The organism is Polynucleobacter sp. AP-Reno-20A-A9 (genome assembly GCF_018882085.1).
Lineage (GTDB): Bacteria > Pseudomonadota > Gammaproteobacteria > Burkholderiales > Burkholderiaceae > Polynucleobacter.
In genome coordinates this window covers 1-25,732 of the sequence record NZ_JACVPB010000012.1, presented here as the reverse complement: position 1 = coordinate 25,732, position 25,732 = coordinate 1, and the positions used below count along the sequence as shown (strand labels likewise).

Sequence of the window (25,732 nt, the reverse complement as noted above, 5' to 3'; positions counted from 1 at the left end):
CTTAAGTTCGAGAGCGTTAAGGTATCGCCAGCGATCAGACCACTCACACTGTAGTTACCTGAAGTAATACTGATGTTGGCGCTGCCGTCATAGACCTTACTGATATTACCGGTGGCGCTCAAGGTCACGGTTGCTGCGGTGATATTAGCGTTAGTACCCGCTTGACCACCACTACCCCATGTGAGGTTGTTGGTTTGCAAGTTGTAGTCAGTCGTCGCGCTGGCGCTATTACCGGCGATGCTCGCTAGCGATAAGTTGTTGATGCTGACATTACTTGCATTAGCAACGTGAGCACTGTTGTAAGCGGCGCTTAAGTTCGAGAGCGTTAAGGTATCGCCAGCGATCAGACCACTCACACTGTAGTTACCTGAAGTAATACTGATGTTGGCGCTGCCGTCATAGACCTTACTGATATTACCGGTGGCGCTCAAGGTCACGTTGGCCGCACTGATCGTGGAGCTATTCCAGGTCAGGTTCGTCGTTTGTAAGTTGTAGTCACTCAGAGCGCTGGTGCGGTTACCAGCAACGGTGGCTAAGGCTAAGTTAGCGACCGTCACATTAGCGGCGCTCGCTACGTGCGCACTATTAAAGGCGGCAGTAGTCAGATTACTTAAGGTCAAGCTATCACCTGATACCAGACCAGTGATCGATAAATTGGCTAAGCTAACGGTAGCATTGGCTGTACCGTCGTAGGTCTTGGTGACATTACCAGTCGTGGCTAAGGTCAGGTTCGCGGCGCTGATGTTGGCATTAGTGCCCGCTTGACCACCACCACCCCAAGTGAGGTTGGTGGTGCTGAGAACATAATCACCAGCACGGCTACTGTGATTGCCAGTTACGTTAGCAATCGCAATACCACTGGTATTCACAGTCGTCGCATCAGCCACGTGGGCACTGTTATAAGTAGCACCGGTGTTGGTCAAAGCAGCTGCCGTATCACCCGAGACTAGTCCGGTGATTTGGTAGTTGTTCTGTGCCAACGTCGCGTTAGCCGTACCATCGTATGCCCTGCTCACATTGCCAGCGGCAGCCAAGGTTAGGGTTGCCGCGGTGATATTGGCGTTAGTACCCGCTTGACCGCCACTACCCCAAGTGAGGTTGGTAGTTTGCAAGTTGTAGTCAGTCGTCGCGCTGGCGCTATTACCGGCGATGCTCGCTAACGATAAGTTGTTGATGCTCACATTACTTGCATTAGCAACGTGAGCACTGTTGTAAGCGGCGCTTAAGTTCGAGAGCGTTAAGGTATCGCCAGCGATCAGGCCACTCACACTGTAGTTGCCTGAAGTAATACTGATGTTCGCACTGCCGTCATAGACCTTGCTGATGTTGCCGGTGGCGCTCAAGGTCACGTTGGCCGCACTGATCGTGGAGCTATTCCAGGTCAGGTTCGTCGTTTGTAAGTTGTAGTCACTCAGAGCGCTGGTGCGGTTACCAGCAACGGTGGCTAAGGCTAAGTTAGCGACCGTCACATTAGCGGCGCTCGCTACGTGCGCACTATTAAAGGCGGCAGTAGTCAGATTACTTAAGGTCAAGCTATCACCTGATACCAGACCAGTGATCGATAAATTGGCTAAGCTAACGGTAGCATTGGCTGTACCGTCGTAGGTCTTGGTGACATTACCAGTCGTGGCTAAGGTGAGGTTCGCCGTACTGATCGTGGCGTTATTCCAGGTCAGGTTCGTCGTTTGTAAGTTGTAGTCACTCAGAGCGCTGGTGCGGTTACCCGATACCGTCGCTAAAGCCAGGTTACCAACAGTCACATTCGAAGCATTGGCTACGTGCGAGCTATTAAAGGCGGCAGTAGTCAGATTACTTAAGGTCAAGCTATCACCTGATACCAGACCAGTGATCGATAAGTTCGCTAGGCTAACGGTAGCATTGGCGGTGCCATCGTAGGTCTTAGTGACATTACCAGTCGTGGCTAAGGTCAGGTTCGCCGTGCTGATCGTGGCGTTATTCCAGGTCAGGTTGGTCGTTTGTAAGTTGTAGTCACTCAGAGCGCTGGTGCGGTTACCAGCAACGGTGGCTAAGGCTAAGTTAGCGACCGTCACATTAGCGGCGCTCGCTACGTGCGCACTATTAAAGGCGGCAGTAGTCAGATTACTTAAGGTCAAGCTATCACCTGATACCAGACCAGTGATCGATAAATTGGCTAAGCTAACGGTAGCATTGGCTGTACCGTCGTAGGTCTTAGTGACATTACCAGTCGTGGCTAAGGTGAGGTTCGCCGTACTGATCGTGGCGTTATTCCAGGTCAGGTTCGTCGTTTGTAAGTTGTAGTCACTCAGAGCGCTGGTGCGGTTACCCGATACCGTCGCTAAAGCCAGGTTACCAACAGTCACATTCGAAGCATTGGCTACGTGCGAGCTATTAAAGGCGGCAGTAGTCAGATTACTTAAGGTCAAGCTATCACCTGATACCAGACCAGTGATCGATAAGTTCGCTAGGCTAACGGTAGCATTGGCGGTGCCATCGTAGGTCTTAGTGACATTACCAGTCGTGGCTAAGGTCAGGTTCGCCGTGCTGATGTTGACGGTATTACTTGAACTTCGTACTGTCAAGCTAGGCAATTGATAGTTACTTACTAACCCACCGGCCGATGCTGTCGCACCAGACTGATTACCCAAAGTAATTGCACTAATGTAATTGCTTGTATTGTCAGCTACGTGACCGCTATTAGCGGTGGCTGCACTATACGTCAGCGTCTCGCCTGCCACGCCAGTTGCAATAGTTACGTTGGTCAAACCATTACTACCGCTGTATACCTGTACATCACTAATAGTGATAGTTTTAGGCGTGATATTGCCTGTAACGCCAGTTTGTTGAACTAGGTTGTAATTGGCTGCATCCGTACCAGAAATGCTGGAATTTAAGGTCACACTTAGGTTGCTGCCGACGTTCTTGCTACTGAAATTACCACTTGCACTTAGTGATACAACATCGCTTACGGAAGATGTTGCATTACTAAGTACGCCACCCAAAGTGCCATTGTTGGTAAATGCCGCTACAGTGCTATTACTATACATAGCATCGGTTACTTGAGTTCCCGAAACAGTCAGGTTTGCCTTGGTAACTTGAATGGTTCCATTGGAGTAAGTGATCGTTCCATAACCCAATGAATTGGTAGTGATGCCAGTAATGCCTGCTGTGTAATTACCTGCTTTTAGGTAACCAGCTGTAGAGTAACCAGCTCCTGCAATATTCAATACTGGTACGTTAGCCGCACCAAATATCTGTGTATATGTATCACCATTTTGAGTGATCGAACTCATCGCACTAGATGTGCTATTTCCATAGACAATCGTTGCATTGCTTGCGCTAATCGTTAAGGTTGGCGCTTCACGATATACAGCATAAGTGCCTGTAGTTAATGCGGCTGATGTTGCGTTGTAACCAGTTACTGTTGCATTACTACCGTACCGGAATCTACCGCTTCCGCTACCAATCAGCGTTGTTAGGCCTGTACTACCCGCAATACCTCCAGTGAACAAGGTAATACGCCCACCAGATCCTGATGAGACATTACCGCTTCCCGACAAAGTGATATTGCCACCTGTTGCCGTTCCGTTAGCCATACCCGATCCAGCATTCAGAATGATTGCACTAGTTCCGTTGGTGCTGGTGGTGTTAACCGTCTGGGTTAATGCAAGATCACCTGCAACAGTGCTGATATTTACCAAGCCACTGACATTAACTCCATTAATGCCGCTAACCGTTCCAATTGTTAATCCATTGGCATCAACATACGTTACGTTGGTCACATTACTTGCTGCAAATATTGTGACGTTATTGCTTGTATTGGAAAGATTGATGTTACCGTTCAGAACCAATAAATTACTTGCAATAAAGCCAGCCGTCTGAGTGGCGTTACCACTTAACAGGACCCGATTTAATGCAACAGAACTTAAGGCAGAGTTAATCGCAATGTTGGCTCCATATAAGGATAGATTGCCTGCAAATCCGGTGATTGAACTGTTATAGGCCAAGTTCGCGGTATTCGTTATGGCATATGCGCTACTGTTGGCATAAGTCATTCCGCTGTACTGCCCTATTACCAAATTGGCCAATGAACTTACGTTAGCAATCGATAAATTACCAAAAGTAGTGCCACTCGTTGTTGTGAAAGTACCGGTTGTAACGGTTCCATTCCAAGTGCCAGTCGTGCTCCAATCAGCAACTGCATTTGGAGCCCAGGTTAAAGTACCTGAGGTGTTAACGGTTAAAGCATTCGAACCGATTTTTGGTGTAATCAGCGTGATATTACCGGAACCAGCATCAATCTTTGTTCCGCTGGCAACCGAAAGAATGGATCCACCGGTCACGGATGCATTACCAGACCAGACCATGACATCGCCACCACTGGTGGTGATGTTGCCATTGAAATCCATAGCATTATTATTGGCAGCCGATGAGCCAGCCGACCCGCCATCACCTACGGTTAAACCGTTCCAAACCAATGAACCATTTGTGGTTGAGCTTCCACCAATCCATACCATACCGCCATTGGTCGTGATGTTGCCAGTTCCGCTATTGCCGCCATAGTTGGTATTGCCATAATCAGACCACTCGATCACATTGGCAGATGTGCCAGTCGCTGAAATATTGCCGTTAAGTTGAAGACGGCTATTAGACCTCAGCGTGATATTCGAGGTTGCCCCACCCGTTTTTTGAATTGAGCCAGCGCTAGACATATAAACGGCGTTGTTATCACTCGCGTTATTGCCCTGAATCCAAATGTCGCCAGTGCCGTTACTAATCATGGCCGCGGTAATGTTAACTTCACCACCATAGAGATAAATACTACCCTTAACAGTTACGTTGGAATTCCAGTAAGTGGTGTAGGTGTTATACGTATTACCGATTGTGAGCTTATTGGGCGTATAGGTAGTGCCGTTGATTGTCGGACTAAAGTTAAACCACGATGTGTATACATCTTGTCCGGATGATGCAGTATCTGATAGCGGCAAAATTGCAATGCTACCGTTCGTGCCGATCGACAAGGCTCCGTTATAAGCCCATGAGTTGGCACGGAACGTCACGTTTCCAGTACCAGTATTAATAGTTGGTGAATTACCATTAAATAACTGCGAGCCACTAATCGTAATATTGGCATTGGTTGAAGTGACGTTACTACCAGCCAACTGACCTACCGTTCCAACCAAATAAATGTAATTATTATTAGTAGTGGCAATATTGATATTGCTTCCACCAGCTAATACATTGCCATACATCACAATACCGCGATTGCTAGAGCTTGCTGTACCGGTAAGCGTTACATTACCTACATCAGAGATGATATTGTTATTGTTATTAAAATACAGTCCTGCTTGAAGGCCTGTACCGGTAAGAGCTACATTACCGCCAGTAGATCGGATGGTGCCGCCCTGAGTAGTATTGTCGTAATAAGACCGAATTCCGGCGTAGTCAAAGTCATTGACACCTGACCCAGATGTAGAGCCAGTGATTGTTACATCGCCCTTGGCAATAATGCTATAGGCGCCTCCATCCCATGTATTCAGATAGATACCGGCAGCAGTTCCACAACCCGCAATGTTGATGGAGCCGTTACCCGCATTAATCGTCGCGTTACGGCCAAATAAAACCGCATTACCACTAGACGTATTACCTTGAATGCTGATGTTTCCACCACCAGAATACATTGCTACGTTAGTGGTGCCGCCGCCAAACTCAATTGCCCAATCAGAGTTTTTATTGACTGCGCCAGTTGGAACAACAAAACCAGAAGCATCAGTTGTGGTAGCAGCACCACCGCCAACGATAATGGCGCCGCCTCCACCTGTCTGAGCGGTGCTGCCATTAGCAGAATTTAATGTGATGTTGCCATCTTGCATCACAATACCGCCAGCCACACCTCCATTAGAGTTAGACCAGAAAACCAATGAACCATTATTGGCTTGGTAAGTCCGTGAAACGTTCGCACTAAAAATGCTACCCGTAGCTTTAAGGATTAGAGCATTACCAGCGCCTGATGAAGTGATATTCGCGCCAGAATAAATGCTTCCCTGCGCCGTCAATGAAATAATGCCGCCAGAAGAGATATTGGCTAACGATAAATACTCAGCGTATGTATTTACACTTGTATTGGTAGCGCCTAAAAGCGTTACATTCCCACTAGTAGACAGAATTTGAGAGCTAGATGATTCAATGCTAATGCCATAGCTCGAATTTGATGTTCCGCTGATGTTAATCGCGCCAGTTGTGGAACTAATATTGCTCGCACCTGCAAGGTAAATGCCCTGATAACCAGCTCCAGAAGTTCCGGTTAAATTAATGCTGCCCGAAGAGGTCTTTGCATTAAAAGTACTTTGAGCATGAATACCGCGATATGGCGTTGAAGAGCCATTCATCGTGATGTTGCCGGTGCCTGCAAAGGTATTAAAATTTGCAGCGCCATCTAACTGAATGCCCTGACCTGAAGACCCACCTACCCCAGTTAAGAGAATGTCACCGCCACCAGTTGTAGTGATGTTCACAGCGCCGGAGTAGTACAGCCCTGGGTAAGCGCCGCGTGAGACACCTGTTATGTTAACGATGCCGGAGGTTGTTGAAATATTGCCTGATGCCGCCTGGAATCCCGCCGAAGAGGCTTGCGAGCCATTGCCATAAAGCGATACATTACCGGTGGTTGTCGTGTAGTTGGCGTTACCGCTATAGAATCCACCGTAGGATGTAGAGTTACCACTCGCAGAAATGTTGCCAGTTGTTGTTGAAATATTGGCAGCGCCAGTAAAGTAAGCGGCCCAGTTACTACTTGATGTACCGGAAATATTAATATTTCCGGTCGTTGAGCTGATGTTGCTTGTACTAAGGTAGATGCCATAACCACCGGATGCGCTTCCAAGCAAAGAAATATTGCCAGAGGCAGATGTAAAATTAAATGGTCCGGCACTTAAATAAATTCCAGAGCCAGTTGTTGAGCTGCCGATAATCGATAAGTTACCGGTACCAGTGGATGTAAAGTTAACAAAGTTATCGGCTATCAATACACCGTAATCACCACCGCCAGAGTTTGAACCATTAACAGTGATATCTTTGGCGGTAATATAGGTACCATTAGTAACAGCGCCACCCCATGCATTAAATTGAATACCGCGGGTCCCACTACCTGAGCCAGCACCAATGATATTAACGTTACCAGTTCCAGCATTGATGAGCGTGGCACGATCAAACATGATGGTATAGCCGCCACCATTGCTTGACGCATTCATGGAAATGTTTCCGCCGCCGGAATACATCTTCATAACGGTATCAGCAGCACTCGCACTTGGCTGGAATGAAATTGCCATGTTTGAAGCAACTGCGGCCCCTGTCGGGTTTCCGCTTGCATCTATCAACGCGCCGCCACCGAAAATAATATCGCCGCCACCCGCAGTTTGAGTAATGCTGCCATTAGCAGTATTGAAAGTTGGGCTTGCGCCTTCTAAGTTGATTCCGCCGCCAGAAGTGCTATTGGCATTACTCCAGAAAACTAAGCTTCCATTATTCGTTTGGAACGTAAGATTGGCAGTAGTTGAAGCAATCTTACCCATTGCCTTGATAAGAACTTTAGATCCAGAGTTAGTGGAGATCAGGCTACTATTAAGCGTAATATTTCCTGCATACAAACTGATTGGGCCAGAAACATTAATGTTACTTGCGCTACCAATAGTTAAGTTCGCTGTATTTGTCGCGCTACCAATGGTTAAGCTAGTAAATCCATTGGCAACACTGTAGTTAACAGCTTGAGCGGATCCAAAACTGGTTCCGTTTGGCTGAATTAAGATCGTACCGGTACCAGTGAAACCCTGAGTGGATGGTGCATTGGTGTTGGTGAAGGTTAAAGCGCCACCAGCGACACTGCTATTGCCGGTATATGATGCTGCACCAGTAATATTAACGTTGTTCGCCTGGCTAATGATGACATTTCCGGCACCAGAAATTGCGTTACCAATCGTTAGGTCGTCCGTGTGGTTATAGGTAAGATTGGCACCGCTACTAATACTAATATTAGAGCTCGAATTGATGCTGCCAACAGTGGTGCCATTACCAATTTGCAAAGTACCTGCTACAACTGAGGTATTGCCGGTATAGGCATCTGATACCGGAATGATCATGGTTCCGGTGCCATTCTGAATTAAATTAACCCCACCAGAAATCAAACCAACCATGGTTAAATTACCAGAACCAATACTGGAGACATTGAGGTTATAAGTAGAGCTTGCAACGCTAGCAAAGTTTCCTGAGAAAGTACTATTTGCTGAAGCATTAAATTTCAGTAAGCTTGTTTGATGGGTTGTATCAAGATTTGAGAAAGATCCAGAACCAATAACTTGAGCAGCCCTAAATTCAATAGAACCAGACTGATCCCATGCGTTATAAATATTCGAGCCGCTGATATTTATCGTGCCAGCACCCGCTTTATATAAAACGTTTTCAATATTGTAAGGAGCTAATCCAGCACCACCGTTCACAATACCATTTAAGTTGATGGTGCCATTAGCAGCGCTAGTGTCAATTGTTAAGGTATAGCTATTCGTGCTTGCATTCGATCCACCCATAAAGCCTGAAAGATTGGCACTTCCAGCAGTCACAATCGATGTTGCATTTGTTAAGGATGCGAAGGTTCCATAACCAGAGCTTGGTGCAGTCGCGTTATAAACAAATGCACCTGAACCCAAATTCAGATTTCCAGTAAAGCCAATGGCCCCAGCAGTAACGCTTAAGTTACCGTTGCCACTGTACTTAGTATTGGGCAACATAACGGCGGTGGCATTATTAAAGAGATAAGTCAGGTTGGCGTTATTGGTAATGTTTCCAGAACCAATTGCACCAGTTGAACCGTTATTACCTATCTGCAATGTGCCGGTACTAATGGTGGTGTTACCAGAATACGAATTGGATCCTGACAAGATCAAAGTGCTTGAGCTATTTTGGGTTAAGTTACCCGCACCACTCATATTGCCCGACAAAATCTGTCCAGCAGAAGAGTTATATATCAACGTGCCAGCATTACTTATGTTGCCGGCATAACTGCCGTTTCCTAATGCACCTGCACCGCCAAGAATTAAATTACCCGCGGTAATGGTCGTGATACCAGAATAACTATTATTGGCGTTGGTCAGCGTGAGATTGCCGGTAACCAATGTTAGGTTACCGGTACCAGTAATTGCCAGGCTTTGAGTTAAAGCATCGCTATGGTTATATGCCAAGGTGCCGTTATTAATGATGGCATTCGTGTTGGCAATCGACCCTACGGTTGTTCCGTTACCAATCTGCAATGTACCAGCACTAATAGTGGTATTACCCGTGTAGGTATCAGTGCCAGTTAGAGTTAAGGTGGATGAGCCATTAACGACCAAATTACCTGCTCCAGCAATAACCCCAGCATAAGTTGTAGCACTGGTAATTGCATTGGCGGTCAGCGTATAACCTGTTCCGAGATTAATCGTACCGGCCCCAACAAACGAGCCAATCGTATCCGTTGAAGACACGTTATAAGACGCACCGCTACTGATATTGACAATATTGCCATCAGCCAAGCTACCATTTACAAGCAATGTACCCGCTGACACATTGGTTGTACCGGTATAGGTGTTGGCAGCGGTTAAGGCAGTAACGCCTGAGGTATTCTGAGTTAAATTACCTGCCCCAGAAATAATGCCGTTCAGCGTTACATTGCCGGTACCCCCAGATAAAGTTAGCGTGTTGCCATTGGTATTGATAGGCGCGTTAATGGTGAGGTTGCCTGCACCTGTGGCAAAGCTTGCTCCGGCAGCTAAATAAATGTTCGAGCTACCCGAGCCATTAATAACAATATTGCCTGTTGATGTAGCATTCATGGCAGCGGTGCCATTTAAATACAATGCACCGGATGTTGCGGTGACACCTGCAAAGTTAAACGTCAACGTTCCATTGGCGTTTGTAAACGACGGACTTATAGTGGCGGCACCGGTGCTGGCAGTTAAGTCTCCGCTAAGAGCGCTGATATTGAAGGTGACATTACCGCTAGTAGCGGTTGTTGGCGCGGCGCCATACTGAATAACGCCCCAATCATTTGCAGTTTGGGTAACGTTGATTTGTAATGCACTACCACTTGCAGTATTAATTGAAGTATTTGTATAAATACCCATTGCCCAGTGGGTACCGACACCCGAAGAAGCATTGGCAGTTAAGGTAACTGCGCCACTTGTATTTAGGGTTGAATTTGCTTGCAGAGCAATGGAATGAGCGTAAGTCCCAGTTGAAATGCCCAATAAGTTCAACGATGCGCCAGATGCTGCGGATAGATTATTAGCGCCCGTCAAATTGACGGCGGTATTCATAGTGGAGGCACCTGACGATGTACCACTGGTCGAGCTATATCCAGCTAAAGTCACATTGCCACTAGATACATTGACCGTAGCGTTATTTAATGTGATGTAAGCAGTGCTTGTTGCATTACCAACCGTATAACTGCCAGCGCTGTAATTAAATGTGAGGTTGGCGTTGTTAACTGCAATATTGCCACCACCCAAACTACCAGTCGTTCCGGCATTACCAACTTGGAGCGTGCCATTATTAACGGTTGTTCCGCCAGTATAGGTATCCGTGCCGCTCAAAGTAAGGATGCCTGTACCAACCTTAGTCAAGCCTCCGGCTCCAGCGATGGTACCTGCAAATACTGCAGATGAGTTGTCGCCAAAGGCGGTCAGCGTATAGCCTGAGCCAAGATTAATTGTGCCAACACCAGCAAATGAACCAATCGTGTCAGATGCGGAGACGTTATATGCCGCGCCACTGGATACGTTAACAGCAGTGCTATCACTCAAACTACCGCTAACAAATAGGGTGCCAGCAGTAACATTGGTTGCGCCACTATAAGCATTGGCACCAGACAAGGTTAAAGCGCCTGAGCCAGCTTTAATCAGCTGTGCTGTCGAGCCACTAATACAACCGCTATAAGTTGAAGCACCCGATTGATTGACATTGAGCGCAAGTCCCGACGCCACCGCAATATTGCCAGCACCGGAGACATTTCCGGTTAAATTAATGTTGCCAGTTGTGGCATTAGTAGTGATTAATCCAGCATTCAGCGTAATATTGCCACCGGTTACAGCAATCGGACCCGATACATTAACTAAGCTACCAACCGTAATATTGGCACTATTAGTAGCCGATCCGAGCGTCACTGAACGCAGTGAAGAATTCGCGGTTGCACAGAAAGTAATCGAGGACGTATCTAAAGCAGTTGTGAATGACGTTCCAAGCGGAGCGATAGTCACGCTGCCATTACCAATAAGCTTATAAGTATTTGGAGTGGTACCCGTACCATCCAAGAAAATATCATTCGATATGAGAGAGATATTTCCAGTCTGCCCATACTGACCGATAGTTACCACTTGAGTCGCATTGGGATTACTCTGAATACCATATGAAGTTGTGCCCACCCCTTTTGTACCGGTAAGGGTGATATTGCCTACAGTCGACTTGACAGTTGAGGTATTCAACCAAATGCCGGCATTTTGACTTCCAGAGCCCGCATTGGTTCCGCCGGCTCCCGTAATATTGATATCACCTAGCGTAGAGCTTAAGGTTGTATTTGCATCTAGCAATACGCCAATATTCTGGATGCCGGCACTATTTCCACCGGTACCATTAATACTAAGGGTTGAATTTTGAACTGTGATACTTGCATTTGATATGTACACACCGAAGTTGGAGACGCCAGTAGTTCCACCCGTTCCATTAACAGTAATGTACCCTGAACCAGTTGTACTAATATTGGTATTGCCTAGATAAGTACCGTGGTTTGTGCCGCAAGCGGCTGGACCACCGGCACCACCAATACCATTAATTGTGATATTGCCGCCGGCAGCCTGAATGCTGCCATTGTCAAAATAAGCGCCATAGCGTGGTTCATTTAATGTGCCAGAGGTAACAGCGTTGCCTGACATGTAAACATTGCCGCCTGCCGTGCTAATGGTGCTATTGAAAATACCGACACCAAACCAACCAACTATGTCATCCTGCTTAGCGCTGGCAGAGCCAACCGTTACTGCTGCAGCCCCAGCGTAAGGGGTCCAGGTTGTTGCACTAGTGACATTACCACCACCGATCCATACGCCACCACCACCGGTAGAAATGGAGTTGAATCCGGTATTGCGTAGTCCATTGTTTAACCATACAGAGCCAATGCCACTACCATCGGAGTCAGCCCAGAAAATAGTATTCAATTTTCCCCCAGCCGTACCATTGCTAATGGTGACATTCACGCTGGTATTGACACCATCCCAACCAAGAGAAATAGAATTTTTTGCTTGCAATAAAAGTGAGCCAATGCCACTGGTATTTTCAGTAATGTTTGCCATTACATAAATATTGTTGCCATAAACAGAGATGGGGCCAGAGGTGTTTACAACATTAGAAATGGTGACGTTTTGGCTATTAGTGGTGTTGCCAATCGTTAGACCAGATTTGGCCCCAATAATGGAGAAGCGAGAGTTCCAATTAAATGGGTTACTAAAACTAGAACCACAAGAATTGATAGCTATATTTCCAGTATTGCGGAAACTATAAGTTCCACCGCTATTAATCTGATCTGTTATTAAGGTAACGTTTCCAGTAGTGTTGGTTGTACCATCACCACCAATGTTGAATGTTCCAGAGCTTGCGATTCCATAGCCGGAAGAATTCGCAATACCCATCAATACGACATCTCCAGAAACTGATGTGATATTAATTGTGCCGCCATCGCCGTTGATGCCAGCAATAATACGTTGAGTACCCGAACCCGCTGTTCCATTAAGTGTGATGCCGCCATTCGCAGTGATAATTCTATGGATGGCCCCGTCAGAATAAATATTGATGCCAGCAGCATGCGAAGTTGCATCATTATTAACACCGCCAATACCAACAATGCTAATGGTGCCATTGCCTGAAGTTTGAATAACGTCACCAGTTCCAGAGTAGGCGTTAAAAGATACGATATCTACCCCAATACCGTATATTACCGTAGGAGTGACAGAGGAACCTTTTCCACGAATACTGATATTTCCGCTACCAGCATTTAATGTCGAGCTATGAAGCCATACCCCCCTGTAGCTGGGAGTCATACCATTAGCTAGGGTCAGGTTTGCACCAGTTGCATATCCGCTACCATCTAGCGCCCCTCCACCCAGCGTAATATTACCGCCACTAGTGTTAACAGTTAGTCTGTCTAGCGCAATCATGCCCGCACCAGAGTTATCCGTATCCCCAGAAAATAAAACTGCACTTCCGTTAGTTGTTACAGCTAATCCAGAAGCATTGGTTGCGATGCTGTCGCGAGCGTCCAATGTAATATTTCCAGCTTGATAAGCAGTAGTTGTAAGGTTGGCATTTAGATTAATTTTTCCACCATAAATACTGATTGGTCCAGCAACAGATAATGCTGTTGTACTGATCGAGACATCCTGAGTATTTGTTGTGCTACCAATACGGAATGAAGACAGTGTGGACGGGAATGTAAACCACCCCGCATCTACACCTTGCCCAAATGAGCCGTTATTAGATTCAAAAACAAAAGCACCTGTTGTATTGGTAATTGTAGGAGTAATGCCTAATGCCGTATTCCAACTCATCGTAGCACCGCGGAAAGTAATATTTCCAGTGCCCGCTGAATAAGTCATATAGTCGAGCTTTAACAGCCCAGAATTATTTGCATCACTATCAGCATTCAACGTGATGCTTCCATTATTGGTTTTAATGGTATTCGCACTATTTGCCGTAGTAATATTATTTGCTGCGTTAATCGTAATCGCCGAACCATTAGCCGTCGTACTCAAGCTTGAATTGAGCGCAACGTTACCTCCATAAACAGTAATTGGCCCAGCAATATTGACCGCGTTTGCAAATGTAATATTTTGAGTATTTCCAGTATTGCCAATAGTCAACCCGCCAACAGATGCGTCAAGACTTAAATTAGTATTTGTGAAGCCCGATGAAAAATTAGTAGCGTTTGACAGTATTGAAACACTGCCACTGGTATTAACTGTTGTTATTGCCGGAAAAGATAAGGCATCACCGATTAGCGTGACATTGCTAGAGGAGGTGGTGACGTTAGTGCCCGCCATTGAGCCCACAGATGAGTTACCTGTAAACCAAAGAGCAACAGAACCAGACACAAGGTTTTGACCTTTAATGCTGATGTTGCCAGATTTAGCGAGAACATTGCCATTAATTTCAGTGGCAGCGCTATAAGGCGATGTATTCGCCACACCTGAAATATTAATGCCACCTGATCCTGTTGCCTCGATTGTTCCACCTAATTCCACACCAATAGATTTGGCAGGATTATTAATAGTACTTGCATCGCCGGTAATACTAATAGCATCTACCGCAGCACTGGCAGACCGGAAATTTGAGCCGCCAATATTTACTCCGATGACCCATACGCTACCAGACCCAAAGGCGTTGCCCGTTAGAGCCATATTGCCGACGCCTGCATCCAGTACGCTATTACTTACAGTAATTCCAGCATCAGTAGTAGCCAAACTTATGTTTGGGCTTTGGCCGCGTAACGTGATATTACCGCCCCCTGAATTTAACTTACTGCCGTTTACCCAAATTCCGTAAGTAAAAGCTGAGGTGCCAGTTGCAAATCCTGTAGCTAAATTAGCGCCGCCACCAAGAGTAATATCGCCACCATTAGTGGTGATGTTTGTCCCAGAAGTTAGGTAGATATGCCCCGCACTAGTATTGCTTGAGGCCCATAAGCTCACACCCAATGCACCGGATGTTGAAGTAATAGTGGCATTTGTTAATGTGATATTGGCTGTAGCCTGCAAGGATAAAATTGCACTACCGCAAGCTGACTTGGTAAGGGTTACGCCATCATTCCAAACGATGTCACCCGTGACTTGATCGTAGACACTCGTACCTGTATTTAATACATTCTGGTATGTATTGGCAATTGCCTGAGTGATTGTTGCATCTGTTGGATCCAGCAACCATAAACCACCCTTTCCATTAGTCGCACCGGCATTAATAACTACGCCGTCAGTGATAAGCGCATGCCCAGATGTTTCGATCTGACCGCCATCTCCGCCATTGGCTCCGCCTCTTGCAAAGATAGTGCCATACACATTCGTTGAGCTGTTTGTATTCCTTACATCAGACCAGATGACTACCTTGCCGCCATTACCGTTGTCCGTTGCACTCGCATCAATGGTGACGTTTTGCCCCATGTATGTTGTGGTGGCTTGATAAGTACCGTTGCTACCTTGCCAATCACCTCCAATAATCACATTGCCACCGCCCGTTGCGCCACTAACATTAATTGCAGTGTTGTCATCAAGCGTGATGGAGTCACCCAAGATCGTGACGTTACCGCCCTGCCCTCTTCTGCTGCGTGAATTGATGCTGGTGAAACCAGTCAATGCTGCTGTTAGCGGCAATGATGGTGGATTGAATGGATCGCTAAATGGGTTTGTGCTTTGTGCATTCGTTGCAACTACTTGAACATCACCGCCTTGTGTATCACCATCCGCATTAATGCTTGCATCTGCGACTGCAACTTGTGCACCCGCAATCTGAACTTGTCCGCCACGTTGTGAGCTGCTCACGTCAATGTTGGCATTCACGTTCAGTGTTTGTGTTGCTTGTACTTTTAATGTGCCGCCTTGTACTGGGCTAGTAGCGATGACTTTGCCGGATACGGCCACGGTTTTACCGTTGATCGTGATCGTGCCAGCCTGTTCTGTGTCGCTGCTGACATCTAGCGTGCCAGTATTGGTGACATTGCTGCCTTCCAGAACAATTCGGCCGCCTTTTTGGCTAACGCCCTTCGCTTCAATCGTGCCGCTGTTAATCACGGTAGCAGCAAGTTGGTTCATTGCGCGCGCTGACAGAATCACTAACCCATTCGGGGCTTTAATTGCGTAACGGTTTTCTACCAGCACGTCAATTTGGCTAGCAGTTACGGTGATACTTTCTAATTTGCTTGAGGATCCAAAGTTCAGAGTAATGGCTTCGCCACCTGCCATTACAACCGTTCCGGATTGCGCTAAGAGCAACCCGGTGTTGCGGACTTCAGGGGCGAGCATGGCGATATAGCCATTCAGGCTCGTTTGAATGATGCCTTCGTTAATAACCTTGCCAGTACTACCATTGCGATCAAAGGTAGTGCTACCAGCCATGAAGGCGGCGTCACTCATGCTATGCGTTGTGGCAACTATGCCACCGACGTTTACTTGAGCACCCGGTGCAAAGTACACACCCGCAGAGTTGAGTAGATAGACCTGGCCATTCGCGTTCAGGTTACCGAAGATTTGACTTGGATTTGGTGAGTTAACGCGATTCAGAGCAACAGAGTTAGCACTTGGCTGCACGAAATTGACAGTGGCTTGAGAACCAATATCAAAGGTATTCCAATTAATGGCGGCACGATTCGATGTCTGTGTCACCGTCATCTTGTTGCCGTTGGTCATCATGGATGCCACACCGGCCGCAATTTGCCCATCAGTTGGCAATTGGTTTGGTGCCGGTGGTGCAGCAATAGCAGCGCCACCTGACATCACAGCTACAACAGCAAAATGACGAGTAATACGAGTCAGCGACTGCTCTTTACCGTGCGCGCGTACGATTTCACTCACGGCTACCCAAGCGCCCTGGGCTTTACTCCAGATCACCTTGAACATGCGGTTGAGTGAACTATTCATTCGCTGAAATTAATTATTAGCTATGCAATATCTTGAGGTTGTCGAAATGACTAAACGCCACCTTGATCTAGCTCATCAAAATGACGATTAACTAGCGCACGTAATTCATCAATCTGCTCAATGGCATATTCACGATTAGGGAACACAGCTGGCAAGCGCAATACATTACCGTCTTCAGCCAAGAATGCGGCCTCAACAGAAACAGCCTCTCCAAGGGTGCGTACAGCAAATACGCCGCGGCCTGTAATCGGCTGACTTGCACCTGCATCTTCTGCGGCTTGATTGGATTGCGTCATTTGCGCTCCTTCGTTAATTGCCTGTAAAGGCGCCGTGGAAACTGTAGGCTGCCCTAATACGGTTTTTGTTGTTGGCTTTGATGTTGTTTTTGGCATAGTTTTTGTTGTTACCTTGGCTGATGCCTTAGGTGCTGTTTTTGTCATTGTTTTTTGTGGAGTTTTCAAAGTTGATTTCGGTGCTGATTTTGCAATTGGCTTAGTAGCAGGTTTGATGGAAGATTTCACGGCGTTCTTCACTGCAGTTTTTGTCGCAGACCTTGCTACCGGTTTGCTTGCTGCTTTGGCCGCAGGCTTCTTAATAACCTTAGCGGCAGGTTTTGCTGCACTGCGCGCTTTAGAGGTGACGGTCTTTGCTTTAGTTTTCATATAGGCAGAGTTGCTGTAATCCAGAATCGATGAGAGCTAATGCCCCCGTTTTGTGTGAGGTAGTTGGTGACGCTTGGCGTTAGACCGCCGGTTCGCATGGCAAATGCGCCCTTCACGTTGAGGTTGTATGGACCAAGCCATGCCAAGCTGACACCAGCACCTTGCAGCACGTAATTGTTATTAACTTGATTGATGGCGGGATTAAATTTCCAGGTCTGGACATTGCCGATGTCATAAAAACCAGCGACTTGAGTTTGATAAGGTAGGTCATGGCGAAGCTCAACAGTAGTTAAGTTTCCTTGACTTGCAGCACCTTGACCTGAACCGTAGGCGCGCACATTCAATGGGCCGCCTAAGTAGAGTTGCTCAGAGCTATCCATATTCTTGCTCGCCAACTGACCCGAAATAGAAACGTATGCAGACATCTCATCAGTTACCGTTTGCAAACGAGTAAGGGCGTAACGCGCTTTTGAAAAGCTACCTGCTACCCCATAAGTAGAGCTATAAGGCCCATTGATGTTTCGAGAGATATCGCCACCAGATACGTTTAATAAGCCAGTGTTGATACCTCCGCCCCAAATATCATCCAAACGATTACCGTTAAGCCCCAATTGCGCCACACTGGTTGTGTAGGTTTGGTCACGGTTCACACCGGCAATGGTCCAGTTCTTGAATTCACTGTAGTTCCAGTTGAACGTGGTGATTAAGTTCGTGGGACGAGAGCGAATGAGCGGCATGCTTGCTTCAACACCACCGGTATTGGCAATACCATTTGCATACAAGCTGTTAAAGCTTTGGTTCAATACGCGGTAAGCCATCGTGCTGCCATTGACACCCATGCGCAAGCCGCTACTTCCAACCGGCGCGGTATAACTTACACGACCATAACTATTTCCTTCCGAATACATGGCATAGGCAGAAAACTGATCCCCGATACCCAATGGGCCATTAGCATTTGCTAAGACCGATGTACGAATCTTGCCGCTGTTGGCGTCGCCAAAGTTATCAACACTGACTTGACCGTTAAAGAGCGGCTTATCGTTCACAGTTAACACCAAAATCGTGTCGCCGGCTTGCGTACCACTTTGTAAGCTACTGGTCACTGAAATATCAGGCAAGTCGTTCAAAGTCAGCAAAGCAAAATCTAGCTGATCAAGAGACAAATCTGCAGAACGGGGAATACGTGAATAAATCCAATCCTCTACACGCTCATTACTTACTCGAGTGGAATGGTTATCGATCGTAATGCCTCCCAACTTCGCCTCAATCAATTGAATACGCACTACACCAGCCGTGATGTCTTGCTTTGGCAGTACTGCGCGAACTAGCCATCCACGCTCGCGGTAATACTGAGTAATAGCATTTGTTAGCTGTGTAAGATCATCAAACGTGATCGGAGTGTTAACTAAGTCTTTTGCCAAACGATCCAAATCAGCAGTGGAAACTTTGGTATTTCCGGTAAATTCAAAACGCTTTACGACAAAAGTCATTTGCCCTGGAGGTGGAGCACTTGGTTTCACCTCTAACGGAACAACATTGCGTGTTGCATCTGGAAGTAGTGGTGCTGAAGGTTCGAGTTCACGGTTTTGCTGCAATAACTGACCAGCGGAGGTTTGGGCGGTGGCAATTGAGCCCCCCAAAAGGGTGCAGAAAAGGATAAATCCAAAGGAAAGGGCAAAGAATATTTGCCCTTGTGTTCGCGCGCGTACATGCATGCGCGTGATTTTACCGCAAAAACGCCATTTTTGACACTTTCAAGGGCTATCTGACCGTCAAAAATAGCGCCCTGATAACGTTATAACTCATTGATTTATATAGTTTTTGTGGCTGCTTAATGATTAGGCAGGAAAAAGTCTCCAAAAAGGAGCTATTTTTAGAACTTTTTTGGCCTCATTTCCAGGCTGATGAGAGCGGGAAGAATGGCCGACCCATTGGTGCAAATTTCCGCAAAAACGCGACATTTTGAATATATTTGCCAATTCTTTATGCACGCTAAAATTGCTTATGAGCTCACCTATTGCCTTTGATTATCCCCAGCAAAATGCTGCTGGGGCCACCTGCACTGCCCAAGCTTGGGCCAAAACACCTCCTCAGCTTCATGGCTCTGAAAAGGCTGCCGTTATTGGCCGCATCAAAGAATTACTGATTGAGAAAGATGCTGCTTTAGTCGCCCACTACTATGTGGACGGCGACATTCAGGACTTGGCATTAGAGACCGGTGGATACGTAGCCGACTCATTAGAGATGGCACGCTTTGGTAAGAACCATTCAGCAAAAAATCTGATTGTTGCTGGCGTTCGCTTTATGGGTGAATCTGCAAAAATACTTAGCCCTGAAAAACGCGTGTTCATGCCCGACCTCGATGCAACCTGCTCACTTGATCTTGGTTGCGATGCTACAGACTTTGCAGTATTTAGAGCGGCGCATCCTGATCGCGTTGTCGTTGTCTATGCAAATACTAGCGCTGCGGTGAAGGCTCAGGCTGATTGGATGGTAACAAGCTCTTGTGCTCTAGCGATCGTGCATCAACTCAAGGTTGAAGGTAAAAAAATCCTATGGGCACCAGATCGTCATTTGGGTCGTTACATACAGGAGCAAACTGGCGCAGATATGTTGCTATGGAATGGTGCTTGCATTGTTCACGATGAATTTAAAGCGGTTGAATTAGAAATGCTCAAAGCCGCTCACCCTAACGCGATGATCTTGGTTCACCCAGAGTCACCGCAAGCAGTCGTTGACCTTGCAGACGTTGTGGGCTCTACCTCCGCCATGATTAAGGCTGTGGTTGAAGGCGCTGCTACTGAGTACATTGTTGCTACTGATAACGGCATCTTGCATCGCATGCGTCAGCTAGCCCCCAATAAGAAGCTGATTGAAGCGCCAACTGCTGGCAATAGTGCAACGTGCAAGAGTTGTGCACACTGCCCTTGGATGGCCATGAATGGCTTACAAGGAATTTTGAATTGCCTAGAAAACGAATCTGGTGAAATCTTCATCGAAGAACCAATTCGTGTTCAAGCATTGGGTTGTATAGAGCGCATGCTCGACTTCACTAAAAACCATCCTGACCTTTTAGCTAAAGCGCAGCATGGCTTTGTAAAAAATATTGGCGCCGCTTAATCTTTATATTTATATATGTTTGAATACAACGAAACCCTAGAACAAGCTCGCCAACGTAATATTCATGATGCACTGATGGAGGATATTGGCACTGGCGATTGGACGGCCAAGCTCGTTCCTAGCAAACCTGTTCATGCGCAGTTAATCGTTCGCCAAGAGGCCGTTCTATGTGGCGTGGATTGGTTTGAAGGAACGCTCAAGAAGCTCGATCCCAATGCGAAAGTCACATGGCATTACATGGAGGGCGATCTCATGAAGCCAGATACCAAGGTTTGCGATATTGAAGCTGACTCACAAGCCCTACTCTCTGCTGAACGTACCTGTATTAACTTCTTGCAAACACTTTCTTGGACGGCTAGCATTACACGTCAGCACGTTGATGCAATTGCAGGTGCTAGCCCGAATCCTAAGGGCTGCGCGGTATTGGATACACGTAAAACCGTTCCGGGATTACGTCAGGCTCAGAAGTATGCAGTGCTCGTTGGCGGCGGGAAAAATCAACGATTAGCACTCTGGCACGGCATCCTGATTAAAGAGAATCATATTGCTGCAGCTGGTAGTGTTACGGCAGCCTTAAAGAATGCTCAAGCACTGAATGCTGGAGTGGATATTCAGATTGAAGTAGAAAACTTTGCTGAACTTGAAGAGGCTTTAGCTGCTGGCGCTAAAAGCATCTTGATCGATAACTTCAATACCGATCAAATGAAGCAAGCTGTTGCCATTACCGCTGGACGTGCTTTGCTGGAAGCCTCTGGTGGTATCAACCTAGATCAAATGCGCGCCATTGCGAGTACTGGTGTTGACCGCATCTCTCTTGGTAAGCTGACCAAAGATGTGAATGCGGTTGATTTCTCAATGCGCATTTTGTAGCAATTTGGCTATACCAATAGCACTTGAATACCCTTAGTTTCAATCAGCTGAAGTAGCTTGGCAGCGGCACCGCTAGGGTGTTTTCCAGAACCTGTCGACTCCCATTTTTGAACTGTAGAGACGCTTACATTTAGTAGTGAGGCAAAAATGGATTGACTCATTCTTGCTTGATGAATGCGTATATCCGTCACTTTTTTAGGCGTAAATAAAGGTGGCTTTTCTAAGCAAAGGGTCTTCATTTTTGCATAATCATGCTTAGTTAAAAGACCGTGCTCCTCCAATGCCTGCGCCATTTCCAATAGCTCGTCAAGCACCCTTCTATCTTCAGATTTTAATTTTTTACTCATTGCAATTTAGCTCCTTCAATATCCCAGCCCTAACTAGTACCCGCAATCTATTTCTATCTGCCCTTTCAAATGACTTAGCAATAATCGTTGCCGCCTCTTGCTCTACATTACTAAAGTCAGAGCCGGGATAACTCTTTTCCCTGCCAACGATAAAAATAATTGCTTCCTTGTTTTTCTTGGCAACAATAGTGCGAATGCCCCCACTTTTGCCCTGACCTGGAAGTGGGATTCTCTTTTTACATACCCCACCACCTAAGTCAGCCTCATAAACTCCTCGCTCAATCTCTCTAGCAGCATTACAAAGTTCTATAGCTCCAATAATTTTTCTTGCCCAACGATCGAATGTTTTTGTTTTTAAGACTATTTTCATAGTCGATATTTTAATGTATAGCACTCAGTGCTATAACATTGTATCCGACAATGAATTAGGGTTGCAAGTAGCCGGCTTTTATAGAAGAATTCCGTGCAAATCTATAGAGTTAAATCACACAAGCTATGCGCGTCATGTGAGAAGCCTGGTATCTACAACGCAAGAGGGAAGATGAAAAACAAAACTACAAGCCCCTATGATGTGGCAGAACATTTGCGCACACCCCAGGAGATGGCCCTCTATCTTCAAGCATGCATTGAGGAATCAAATGGAGATGTTGAATTTATAGCAAGAGCATTGGACGATATAGCTAGAGCCCAAGACGCAACCCTGGAACCCAATGGGCCAGGGCGTCCTGGGATTTAATACATTAACTACGCTTACGAGCAAGCGCACTAAATTACCCTTCCCTACCCTTGTAAATGATCTGCTTCTCCAGGGCATTACGAATAAATTCAATATTGCTTCGCAGGCTATAGCATTCAGCAGTGGCTAGCTTTGCTGCTTTTGATCTAAGTATTCTGCGCTCCATCTCATTGAGTACCTCAATATATTCACTGCGACGATTAGGGTCAAAGGTTTGAATTGTGTTCTGCTCAAATTTATCCAACTCTTTATAAATGGAGTTAATTTGCTTCTTAGCCAGGTTGGTTCTATATGTTGGAATTGACTTAATAATCGGATAAGCAAAAGCAGCAAAGGGAAGCAGAAGGAAGAACATGCGCTCCAAGAACTCGGCGAGCCAAAATGGCAAATACTTCATTAATGTCGGAGTGCCTTTTTCATAGAAGAACTTTGCCTCATCACTCAATGGCGCTTCAGTATTCATATAGGCCGGAAATTCTCCCGCTTTAGAAAAATAGGATTTGTTACCGTTAATTTCTCGGGCAGCCTCGAGGAATAAAACTTGGATTGCTGGGTGGAGGCGGTTATCAATCAAAAGATTGGTTGTAGTCGAAATCAACTGTATGGGGTGATCGGGTATGTTTTTCCCAAGATCAAAGCCGCCCATGGGCGCAGTCACCTCCTCAAAATAAGGCAATAACCGTGTATAGGCATCTGCGCGCGTAAACGAAGTCAATTTAATATCAGGATTTCTAATTAGCTTTTGCACATTTGGTGAATCAAAACCATCCACCAAAATAACGGCATCGATTTCGCCACGCACTAAGGCATCAACACCTTCAGCATTACCAAGTCCGAGTAAATTAGGAGCGTCGCCATTCAAGCCATTGAGTTTAAAAATATTCAACGCCTGAGTGCGCGTTCCACTCCCCACCGGGCCAATATTTATTTTGAGTTTGGCAATATCTCTATCAGATACATGAATGCTTTCATTGAAGGCATTCTTTCGGTAAAACATCCAAACTGGCTCATAGTCAACACTACCAAGGGATTCCACACCAGAGAGATTGTCTACTGCAATCATTCCACCCTGAACAAGGGCCGCTTGGATTGGATCCTTGCGATCAATTAAATGCTGTAGATTTTCTTTTGAGCCATGTGTCTCTACCAGTTCGAGCTTAATTCCCTTTTTCTCAAAATAGGTCTTATATTTTTCACCCAAGACTTTGTAGGAACCGCCGGTACCAGTTGCCATTAATACTTTGTTCGGTGGCGCAGGCTTTGCATACCAAACCAGGATAGACAAGGCAAGAATTAATAGGAAAACAAGTGGCCAGACTTCTCTTAAAGCACTAAACCAATTCTTGATTTCATCTGCTGCCGTTTGATAAACAGCAGAGATATGTTCGCTGACTTCTTCTTTAAAACTGGCCATGTCATTCCTCGTGATATTTGCTTAGCTTATCACCAAAAATGAGGCTTTATAGTCTTGAAGGTCTATGAGGATGCATCACTCTCAGCACCCTCTGCTTGAGGGGTCAGGATGGTTGGATAAGAAACGGCCCATGTACCGGGGTAGTCTCGGCTGTAATGAAGGCCACGGCTTTCCCTGCGCATTAAGGCTGAGCGTACGATCAGCTCTGCACACTCCAATAGGTTTCTGAGTTCAATCAGATCACGTGTCACCTTAAAGTTAGCGTAGTACTCTTGCACTTCGTAACGCAGAAGCTTGATGCGATGTAGAGCTCGCTCCAAGCGTCGATTGGTTCTGACGATGCCTACGTAATTCCACATCAAAGAACGCAGCTCATCCCAGTTATGGGCAATCACCACTTGCTCATCAGCATCCTCAACCTGACTCTCATCCCATAAAGGGAGCGCAGGCATCACTGGAGTCTTGAGATTGGATATATCCTCTGCCGCCGCCTTACCAATGACGACGCACTCTAATAAGGAGTTACTAGCCAAACGATTAGCTCCATGTAGGCCGGTATAGGTTGCTTCGCCAACTGCATAAAGACCTGACAAGTCAGTGCGCCCTTTGAGGTCTGTCACTACACCACCACAGGTGTAATGCGCAGCAGGCACTACGGGAATAGGCTCTTTAGTGATATCTAAACCAAGGCTCATGCAACGCGCATAGATCATCGGGAAATGTTCTTTAATAAATGCCTCGCCTAAATGTGTGGCATCTAGATGAACATAATCCAAGCCATGCTTCTTCATTTCAAAGTCAATGGCGCGGGCAACGATATCGCGCGGCGCTAACTCATGGCGCTCATCGTGCTCAGGCATAAAGCGTGTGCCATCAGGCAGCTTTAGTAAACCACCCTCTCCTCGCATCGCTTCTGTAATCAGGAAGGTGCGATCGCTCGGGTGATACAAACATGTCGGATGAAATTGAATAAATTCCATATTGCCTACGCGGCAACCTGCACGCCAGGCCATGGCGATGCCATCGCCAGTAGCGGTGTCTGGATTGCTGGTGTAGCGATAAACCTTTCCAACGCCACCTGTAGCCAATACCACTGACTTTGCCTCGATAGTTTCTACGCGATTATTTTTAATATCGAGCGCATAAACACCGTAACAACGATTGGGCTTAGTACGTTGAGTCTTAGCATTGAGCTGACGATTGGTAATGAGATCAAGTGCGATCCAATGCTCCAAGATCTGAATATTTTTATGCGCTTTAGCCTTATCTAGCAGTACTTCATGAATTGCTTTGCCGGTAGCATCAGCGGCATGAGCGATGCGACGATGGCTATGGCCACCCTCACGCGTTAAATGCAAACCCATTGGGCCAGCTTCATCGGTTGTGAAAGGAACGCCCTGCTCTACCAACCAACGAATCGCATCAGCGCTTTCTTCGGCGATATAGCGTGCAGTAGATTCCACTACAAGTCCTGCACCTGCATCCAAGGTATCAGCCACATGAGAATCAATACTGTCGTGCTCTTTGTCGACAACGCCAACAATGCCGCCCTGGGCCCATGCTGTAGCAGCCTCACCTAAGCCCCGCTTAGCCATCAGAATGACCGGCTGAGATTCGGCCATATGTAAGGCGACAGTCAGTCCAGCTAATCCAGCCCCAATAATCAGGACGGGAAGCTCAGCGTTTGCAGTGGTGTTTTGGGTGGGTTTAGAACTTGCCATAGAGGGTTCATTCTAAAGGGCAATTAACTTCCCTGTTCTAAATACAAAAAGGCTCCTTGTGAACTGACCCACAAAAGTTGGACATCCAATCCAACTCAAAAGGGTCAGTCTCATGTCCAAATACAGCAAAGACTTTAAGCTAGAAGTCATTCATCACTATCTGTCAGGTAAAGAAGGATTTACCGC

11 protein-coding genes are annotated in these 25,732 nt (G+C 46.4%); 4 read left to right on the top strand and 7 right to left on the bottom strand.

Features of this window, described 5'->3' with window-relative positions; all coding sequences use genetic code 11:
* Both ICN39_RS09550 and ICN39_RS09545 read right to left on the bottom strand, forming a co-directional pair.
* The coding region (locus tag ICN39_RS09550; protein WP_216233805.1) for a YDG domain-containing protein at window positions 1-16,676 on the bottom strand (16,676 nt) is incomplete at its 3' end.
* A 50-nt stretch (window positions 16,677-16,726) separates the two neighbouring features.
* A complete protein-coding gene (locus ICN39_RS09545; protein WP_216233804.1) occupies window positions 16,727-16,972 on the bottom strand; it encodes a hypothetical protein in 246 nt (81 codons plus the stop codon).
* Between the two features lie 34 nt (window positions 16,973-17,006).
* Here ICN39_RS09545 and ICN39_RS09540 point away from each other — a divergent pair, with 34 nt between their 5' ends.
* On the top strand, window positions 17,007-17,342 hold the full coding sequence (locus ICN39_RS09540; RefSeq protein WP_216233803.1) for a hypothetical protein: 336 nt from the start codon (window positions 17,007-17,009) through the stop codon (window positions 17,340-17,342).
* Here the strand turns inward: ICN39_RS09540 and ICN39_RS09535 are convergent.
* Window positions 17,335-19,053 carry a ShlB/FhaC/HecB family hemolysin secretion/activation protein gene (locus ICN39_RS09535; RefSeq protein ID WP_216233802.1) on the bottom strand — a complete coding sequence of 573 codons (1,719 nt, stop codon included), beginning with the start codon at window positions 19,051-19,053 and terminating at the stop codon, window positions 17,335-17,337. The genes ICN39_RS09540 and ICN39_RS09535 overlap by 8 nt on opposite strands.
* Before the next feature lie 289 nt (window positions 19,054-19,342).
* On the opposite strand from ICN39_RS09535, the gene nadA reads away from it, so the two are divergent.
* Complete coding sequence (nadA, locus tag ICN39_RS09530; RefSeq protein WP_216233801.1) at window positions 19,343-20,458, top strand: quinolinate synthase NadA; 1,116 nt, start codon at window positions 19,343-19,345, stop codon at window positions 20,456-20,458.
* Window positions 20,459-20,473: 15 nt separating this feature from the next.
* Window positions 20,474-21,328 (top strand): carboxylating nicotinate-nucleotide diphosphorylase, encoded by an 855-nt coding sequence (gene nadC, locus ICN39_RS09525; protein WP_216233800.1) that lies wholly within the window; start codon window positions 20,474-20,476, stop codon window positions 21,326-21,328.
* A gap of 8 nt (window positions 21,329-21,336) precedes the next feature.
* Here the strand turns inward: nadC and ICN39_RS09520 are convergent, their stop codons facing one another.
* Window positions 21,337-21,675, bottom strand: a complete 339-nt coding sequence (locus ICN39_RS09520) for a DNA-binding transcriptional regulator (protein ID WP_076024163.1) — start codon at window positions 21,673-21,675, stop codon at window positions 21,337-21,339.
* Complete coding sequence (locus tag ICN39_RS09515; RefSeq protein ID WP_216233799.1) at window positions 21,668-22,045, bottom strand: type II toxin-antitoxin system RelE/ParE family toxin; 378 nt, start codon at window positions 22,043-22,045, stop codon at window positions 21,668-21,670. The genes ICN39_RS09520 and ICN39_RS09515 overlap by 8 nt, the downstream gene beginning before the upstream one ends.
* A gap of 171 nt (window positions 22,046-22,216) precedes the next feature.
* Here ICN39_RS09515 and ICN39_RS09510 point away from each other — a divergent pair, with 171 nt between their 5' ends.
* Window positions 22,217-22,411 (top strand): DNA-binding protein, encoded by a 195-nt coding sequence (locus ICN39_RS09510; RefSeq protein WP_076024164.1) that lies wholly within the window; start codon window positions 22,217-22,219, stop codon window positions 22,409-22,411.
* A 34-nt stretch (window positions 22,412-22,445) separates the two neighbouring features.
* Here the strand turns inward: ICN39_RS09510 and ICN39_RS09505 are convergent, their stop codons facing one another.
* Complete coding sequence (locus ICN39_RS09505) at window positions 22,446-23,825, bottom strand: TAXI family TRAP transporter solute-binding subunit (RefSeq protein ID WP_216233798.1); 1,380 nt, start codon at window positions 23,823-23,825, stop codon at window positions 22,446-22,448.
* 62 nt (window positions 23,826-23,887) lie between these two features.
* Window positions 23,888-25,546 carry an L-aspartate oxidase gene (gene nadB / locus ICN39_RS09500; RefSeq protein ID WP_216233797.1) on the bottom strand — a complete coding sequence of 553 codons (1,659 nt, stop codon included), beginning with the start codon at window positions 25,544-25,546 and terminating at the stop codon, window positions 23,888-23,890.
* Between the last annotated feature and the right edge of the window lie 186 nt (window positions 25,547-25,732).

Excerpts from the sequence above, each read along its gene's own strand:
- ICN39_RS09545 (WP_216233804.1), bottom strand. The coding sequence starts at position 16,972 with ATGACGCAATCCAATCAAGCCGCAGAAGATGCAGGTGCAAGTCAGCCG.
- ICN39_RS09535 (WP_216233802.1), bottom strand. The coding sequence starts at position 19,053 with ATGCATGTACGCGCGCGAACACAAGGGCAAATATTCTTTGCCCTTTCC.
- nadA (WP_216233801.1), top strand. The coding sequence starts at position 19,343 with ATGAGCTCACCTATTGCCTTTGATTATCCCCAGCAAAATGCTGCTGGG.
- nadC (WP_216233800.1), top strand. The coding sequence starts at position 20,474 with ATGTTTGAATACAACGAAACCCTAGAACAAGCTCGCCAACGTAATATT.
- ICN39_RS09520 (WP_076024163.1), bottom strand. The coding sequence starts at position 21,675 with ATGAGTAAAAAATTAAAATCTGAAGATAGAAGGGTGCTTGACGAGCTA.
- ICN39_RS09515 (WP_216233799.1), bottom strand. The coding sequence starts at position 22,045 with ATGAAAATAGTCTTAAAAACAAAAACATTCGATCGTTGGGCAAGAAAA.
- ICN39_RS09510 (WP_076024164.1), top strand. The coding sequence starts at position 22,217 with ATGAAAAACAAAACTACAAGCCCCTATGATGTGGCAGAACATTTGCGC.
- ICN39_RS09505 (WP_216233798.1), bottom strand. The coding sequence starts at position 23,825 with ATGGCCAGTTTTAAAGAAGAAGTCAGCGAACATATCTCTGCTGTTTAT.
- nadB (WP_216233797.1), bottom strand. The coding sequence starts at position 25,546 with ATGGCAAGTTCTAAACCCACCCAAAACACCACTGCAAACGCTGAGCTT.